The 5,305-nt window shown below is 42.2% G+C and carries 4 protein-coding genes and 2 rRNA genes; 1 reads left to right on the forward strand and 5 read right to left on the reverse strand.

Annotated elements, in window-relative coordinates:
• Positions 1–446 (reverse strand): DUF3417 domain-containing protein (locus VIR50_RS03080; protein ID WP_331933680.1); only part of this gene is annotated, 446 nt, incomplete at its 3' end.
• A gap of 69 nt (positions 447–515) precedes the next feature.
• Positions 516–2,186 (reverse strand): glycosyltransferase, encoded by a 1,671-nt coding sequence (locus tag VIR50_RS03085; protein WP_331933681.1) that lies wholly within the window; start codon positions 2,184–2,186, stop codon positions 516–518.
• 165 nt (positions 2,187–2,351) lie between these two features.
• Between VIR50_RS03085 and VIR50_RS03090 the strand changes: the two genes are divergently transcribed.
• Entirely contained in the window at positions 2,352–2,774 is a 423-nt protein-coding gene (locus tag VIR50_RS03090) for a hypothetical protein (RefSeq protein ID WP_414703522.1), read from the forward strand.
• Between the two features lie 636 nt (positions 2,775–3,410).
• On the opposite strand, the gene VIR50_RS03095 is transcribed toward VIR50_RS03090, so the two are convergent.
• The 3 genes from VIR50_RS03095 to VIR50_RS03105 form a co-directional block, all read right to left on the reverse strand.
• A complete protein-coding gene (locus VIR50_RS03095; protein WP_331933682.1) occupies positions 3,411–4,082 on the reverse strand; it encodes a hypothetical protein in 672 nt (223 codons plus the stop codon).
• 229 nt (positions 4,083–4,311) lie between these two features.
• Positions 4,312–4,424, reverse strand: a 5S ribosomal RNA gene (gene rrf / locus VIR50_RS03100).
• A gap of 86 nt (positions 4,425–4,510) precedes the next feature.
• Positions 4,511–5,305 (reverse strand): 23S ribosomal RNA (locus VIR50_RS03105); the annotation flags it as partial.

Consider the following 5,305-nt stretch of genomic DNA (forward strand, 5'->3'; position numbering starts at 1 on the left):
CAAAGATCGACATTACTGTCAGATGCTTCCTTCAAATAGTCACCGGCAAGCATACCGAGACCACCTGAATAAATCTTCAATGCTTGGTTAAGACCATACTCCATGCAGAAGTAAGCCACTGAAGGACGCTTGGTGTCGGGCGCTACATCCATGTAAGCACGGAACTTAGCGTAAACATCATTCACCTTCTTCATCAAGGTCTTGTCCTTTACGACAGCCTCTTTGCGATCATAACTCAAACGCTCAAGGAGCATTACAGGATTGTGTCCTACTTCTTCATAGAGCTTTTCGTCCAAGCTCTTGAACAAGTTACGTGCCTCATAATTCCATGCCCACCACATGTTATGAGCCAACTCATCAAGACATTTCAGTTGCTCTGGCAACCTCGACTTGATTGAAAGCTCCTTCCATTGTGGAGCATTAACGTAATCAGCTTTAATTTTCATAAATCTCGTTATTATAATTTTATTTCACTAATCATATTTTATTAGAACGTGCCTAAGGACTCACCACCCTCAAGATTGGGATGGGGTAAGTCTTTGCTGTGCCTTGCGGAGCGCATGGTCATAGGCTTCCTCATAATATACTATGAACTTTTCCCACAGTGCTTTCTTTGAAAGTTGGAAAGCATGGCTACGGGATTTGTCGACTTGTTTCTTATCAAAAGCAGAGAAAGTGACAATGGTATTCTTGATATTCTCGGCTACTTCAGAGAAATTATAGTCGGTACGATGAATTACTTTCACACCATCAATAATCTCAGAAGTGCGGCCCAACGTCTTTTCTGCCCACAAGCCAAAGCCGGCCAAGTCGGTTGTGATACACGGAACCTTAAAAGCCACGGCCTCAAGGGGGGTATATCCCCACGGCTCATAGTAGGATGGATAGACGCAAAGGTCGTTACCCAAGATTAAATCGTAGTAAGAAAGGTTGAAAATACCGTCATTTCCCGTCAGATAACAAGGCACAAAAATAACCTTCACCTTATCTTCGGGGCGATTATTCATATCCAAATAACGCATCATACCCAAGGCACGGTCGTTATCTTGCTCATTAAGCCAATGCGTCAACTGGGGCACCGGCAACGCCGTATCAAACAGTTGCTTGCTTTGAAGCCGCTCTTGCAAATCGGCACGAGGTTCCTTCATCCATGCCGGAACATCAATAAAGGCCAATACTTTCCTATCGAGCCGCTCATCATGGCGCAAACGATTCATGGCCTCAATAAAGACATCAATACCTTTATTGCGGAACTCATAACGTCCACTGGTAGAAAGGATTAGGGTATTATCATCAAACTTTTCCCCCAACAAAGCGGAAGCTACCTCAAGCATACGGCGTCGTGCGGTTCTTCTTTTTGCAGTAAAAGCAGATCCTTGGGGCACGAAGTCGTCTTCAAATCCATTGGGCAACACCACATCAGCAGGCTTATCAAGCAATTCCTTGCACTCATTATCGGTTATATCGCTTACCGTCGTGAAGCAATCCACGTGCAAAGCAGTCTGTTTTTCGATAGAATGCTTGCTCTCCATATTAAGTTCTCCGGCCATTTGGTCACCATTGTACGCAAACAAATATTCGTATAACGGCTTGTTATTGCCGGCAATGCTTCGTCCTATACTCGTGGCATGAGTCGTAAAGACGGTAGCTATTTGGGGCACATTCTTTTGAATATAAAGCACGCCAAGCCCCGTCATCCACTCATTTCCATGGTAAATAACACGATCTTTAGCAGTCAAGAGACTGTTATAGAAGCTCTCCACCACTTTCGCCGCGGCAAAAGAAAACATCGAAGCCTCGTCATAATCGCCATAAGCATGCAGACTATCTACCTGATAATCATCCCAAAGTTGAGCGTAAATTTCGTTCTTATGTTCAAAAAAAGGTTTGAAATCAACGAGAATGGCGATAGGTCGCCCCGGAACAGTCCAACGACCGATACGAACTTGAAGCCCGGACTGTAAAGCAATGGCCTTCCAATCAGCAAAAAGAGAGGGCTCTTCTTCAAAAAAAGGACACTTATTGTCGCCCCAACAATCAGGGCCTATGAATATAATCCTGTCTTTTATATATTGTTGTAAAGTTTTTGCACGTGTAGAAAGAACAGTATATATACCACCTACTTGATTACAAACTTCCCAGCTCGACTCAAAAATATAGTCAGGGAAAACAAACTTTTTTACCATAAAAACTTAATATAAGCTGGGCAAAGATACTATAAAATAAATGAAAAACCAACTCTGATAGATAATATTTTATAAAAACACGGGGTTTCTTGACGTAATAAATTTATCTTTGTAACTGTCTGTCTGTATTACAGAAAAAGACTTATATTAATTATAAAGATAAATATGAAAAAAAGACTTTTTGCCATATTTGCCGCTTTTTGCTTCGCGATGGTCGCCATGGCTCAAGACTCCACGACGTTTAAAGGCTATTTATACAACGAGGAATATCAAGTCTACCTTGATATAGACTTCTATCATAAGAACAAATTGGTACCCGGTCAGGAAATCTTCGGTGAACTTCCGGGCTATTTCGGCGCCAAAAGAGACACCCGCAAATGGCTCATTACTGACATCAGTTTCACTAATTCCACCACGGTCCAACTATCTATCATCAACGATTATGGCAGCGAGGACCTCACCGCTACACTCCATAAAGAGAAAGATGGCAAATATATTCTCAAGCAAGGAGAGGGAAGTACCATTAAAATAGCAGTCAACCGAAAGTGGGTAAAGATTCCCAAGACGCTTGAGCTCATAAAGAAATAAAGCTCCAGACGGTTGCACTTCTTTCTACAACGATAATATATTCGCCCACCAAAAGCTATCATGGGTGAGGGAATAACGCAGTTTCGCTATAACATTATGCCCGTGCCACTATACGAAACTAACGCTTTCGTCTTATATAAGTTCATGATCTAACACGTTGATTTCTAACAAATTGACAAGCAAAAGATAAGTTTTATCGTATGATGATAGACAAGCAAACAAGTTAATAGGTATCAAGTTGATAATCAAACGATAAATTTTATCGTATGATTATAGATAAGCAAATAAGTTTATGGATAATAAATTGATAGTGCTGGTGTACGAGTAACTTCTCCAAAGCCATCCTATGCACATGCAGAAGCAGCCTTCTTGTCTCCTAAAAGCAGCCCTTTGACACGGCAAAAGCAGACCTTTTAAACGGCCAAAAGGGGCTTTTTATCTATCAGATTGTCTATTTTCACAATCAACTTGCTTACCATTAATGCGACCAAGTGTCTATTTCTACCATTAACTTCCTAATTGTCAACTTATTTGCAATAACAAATTGTTTAAATTAGAACTTTGAACTAAAGGCCGGAAAAATAAAACTTTTTCATCCGTTTTTATGACAATTATTTTGTCATGCCTCTAATAAACTTATCCAAGAAAGTCTATCGTGTTATGAAAAAAACCGCCTCTAATAATATCATAGCCTGAAATCTTTTCCTTCACAAACGCATTTATAATACGCTCGGAAAAGAAAACGCCACAAATTCCTTGTGGATACAACAAATCAAAGTTTTCATATTTATTACTAAGAGTTATTTTTTTCACCACATATTCTTCGGGAGCCTTATAATAATCCTCTCTTTTCTCAAACAACTTTATATCACTTTTGTCAAACAAGTTAACAAATCTACACATAGGGTAAATAAATTCCGTATCCCTAATAAGTGGAACAAAAAGTAGAAAGAAATCAGACTCCACTTTGTCTATTATAATTTCTTTTAAAATGTACTCACTCTTATGTACATTCATATATTCAAGGATATTCTTCACCTTTCTACTAACTACAGCTACTAAACTTGGACATGCAGGTGAACAATCCATGAAATCTACAAAATCTTTCCTATCAAGAATCTTTCCTGTTAGAGTATCAGGCATCTTTTTATATAATGTAGATAAATTCTCAAAATACATTATTATATTTCTATTCTTAGTATATATATACTCATTAAAATCCGAAGAAGTTATTTCAACAGTATGAGGCATTTCATAATTTCCTCTACCCTCTTTATCCATCGCAAAATAAACTTGATAGTATTCCATACTCTTTAGTTATTAAAAGTTACACATAATCAATAGCACACACCATTATATTATATCATTATCTCAGCCCCTCGGCCCTGTCTGACTAGTCCGACAGGTTTGATTGGTCTGATTGGTCCGATTGGTCCGACTTTCATAACAACCCTTCATCCTCCCAACCTCAAACCCTCCCCAACCCACCAACACAAAAAAGAGCCCCGACTACTCACGTAATCGAGGCTCAAATCAAAAAAGGCGGCTACCTACTCTCCCACATTGCATTGCAGTACCATCGGCGCAAGCAGGCTTAACTTCTCTGTTCGGAATGGGAAGAGGTGGAACCCTGCCGCAATAACCACCTAAAATAAGGTTGACTATCGCACACAAGCAAAACACTCGAGGAAGACAATACTCATCAATCCCTCACCAATACAACTCAAAGCATGACTACAACAGAAAGTCTCGGGCAATTAGTAGCGCTCGGCTTTGACGTCACCGTCTTTACACCTGCGCCCTATCAACGTCCTAGTCTTGAACGACCCTCAAGGGAGTTCTAATCTCGCGGCTGGCTTCGCACTTAGATGCTTTCAGCGCTTATCCGTCCCAGACTCAGATACCCAGCGGTGCCCCTGGCGGAACAACTGGTAAACCGGAGGTCTGTCCAACACGGTCCTCTCGTACTAGTGTCAGCACCACTCAAAACTCCTGCGCCCACGATAGATAGAGACCGAACTGTCTCACGACGTTCTGAACCCAGCTCGCGTGCCACTTTAATGGGCGAACAGCCCAACCCTTGGGACCTTCTCCAGCCCCAGGATGTGACGAGCCGACATCGAGGTGCCAAACCACTCCGTCGATATGAGCTCTTGGGAGGGATCAGCCTGTTATCCCCGGAGTACCTTTTATCCTTTGAGCGATGGCCCTTCCATGCGGAACCACCGGATCACTATGCTCTAGTTTCCTACCTGTGCGGCCTGTCGGCCTCCCAGTCAAGCGCCCTTTTGCCATTACACTCTGCGGCCGGTTACCAATCGGCCTGAGGGCACCTTTAGAAGCCTCCGTTACTCTTTTGGAGGCGACCACCCCAGTCAAACTACCCACCAAACGCGGTCCCCGCTCTTGCGGGTTAGAGACCAGACAGTACAAGGGCCGTATTTCAACAGCGGCTCCACGAATACTGGCGTACCCGCTTCGAAGCCTCCGGCCTATCCTACACATCCACTGCCCGATCACAACGTTAAGCT

It is taken from the genome of Prevotella sp., assembly GCF_036570325.1.
In the GTDB taxonomy this organism is placed as follows: Bacteria; Bacteroidota; Bacteroidia; order Bacteroidales; family Bacteroidaceae; genus Prevotella.